The organism is Streptomyces sp. URMC 126, from assembly GCF_051386555.1.
Lineage (GTDB): Bacteria > Actinomycetota > Actinomycetes > Streptomycetales > Streptomycetaceae > Streptomyces.
Genome location: NZ_JBPQTX010000621.1, coordinates 1 through 1,160 on the forward strand (window position 1 = coordinate 1; position 1,160 = coordinate 1,160).

Annotated in this window: 1 protein-coding gene; it reads left to right on the top strand. The window is 80.4% G+C overall.

Features of this window, described 5'->3' with window-relative positions; all coding sequences use genetic code 11:
* Nucleotides 1–115: 115 nt before the first annotated feature.
* Entirely contained in the window at nt 116–1,138 is a 1,023-nt protein-coding gene (locus tag ACSNOK_RS33145; protein ID WP_436784492.1) for a glycosyltransferase family 9 protein, read from the top strand.
* Nucleotides 1,139–1,160: the final 22 nt, after the last annotated feature.

Below are 1,160 nucleotides of genomic sequence, written 5' to 3' on the forward strand. Positions count from 1 at the left end.
GCGGTGGCGGGCCGTTCGGGGTGGGGCCCGCTCAGGACGCCGGTGTGTCGGGCCGGTCGGCGCGGGTGGGGCGCGGGTCCGCCCGGGGCGCGCGGCCTCCGCAGGCCGGTCCGTGGTGAGCGAGGAGGCGGGGCGTACCCGGGCGCGGGAGGGTGCGGCCGGGCCGGAGCGGCCCCGGCTGCTGGTGTTGCGCGCGCTGGGGCTCGGGGACCTGCTCGCGGGGGTGCCCGCGCTGCGCGCGCTGCGTCACGCGTACCCGGAGCACGAGATCGTCCTCGCCGCGCCGGCGGACCTCGACCCGGTCGCCGCCGCCACGGGTGCCGTCGACCGGCTGTTGCCCGCCGCCGCGCCGGGGCGGGCCGTCCCGGCCGCCCTGGACTGGACCGGGCGCCCGCCGGAGACGGCCGTCGACCTGCACGGCAACGGGCCGCCGAGCCACCGGTTGCTCTCCGCGCTGCGGCCGGGCCGGCTGCTGGCGTTCGCCCACCCGGACACCCCCGAGATCACCGGCCCGCCCTGGCGCCCCGACGAACACGAGCGCGAACGCTGGTGCCGGCTGCTGCGCTTCTACGGTGTTCCGGCCGACGTCGGCGACCTGGCCCTCCCACGTCCCGACGCCCCCTCCCCCGCCCCCGGCGCGGTGGTCGTCCACCCCGGAGCGGCGTCGCCCGCCCGCCGCTGGCCGGCGGACCGGTACGCGGCGGTGGTGCGGGCCCTCGTCGGGACGGGCCGCGAGGTGGTGGTCACCGGAGGGCCCGGTGAGGAGGAACTGGTACGGGGGGTCGCGGCGGCTGGGGCGCGCCCGCTGGCCGGCGGGCTGCCGTTCGCCGTTCTGTCGGCGCTGGTCGCGGAGGCGCACGCGGTGGTCAGCGGGGACACGGGGATCGCCCATCTGGCCGTGGCCCACGCCACCCCCAGCGTGACCCTGTTCGGCCCGGTGTCGCCCGCTCTCTGGGGCCCCCCGCCCGTTCCGCGCCACGCGGCTCTCTGGCACCCCGGCCCCCCGGGCGACCCCCACGGCCGCCGACCGGACCCGCGGCTGCTGCGGATCACGGTGGATGAGGTGGTACGAGCGCTGGCGGGGCTGCCGGAGGCCGCCCCGGGGGTGGTGGGGGCGGGCCCCCTCCGGAAACGGTGAAAGGGCGGGACCGGGGCACACC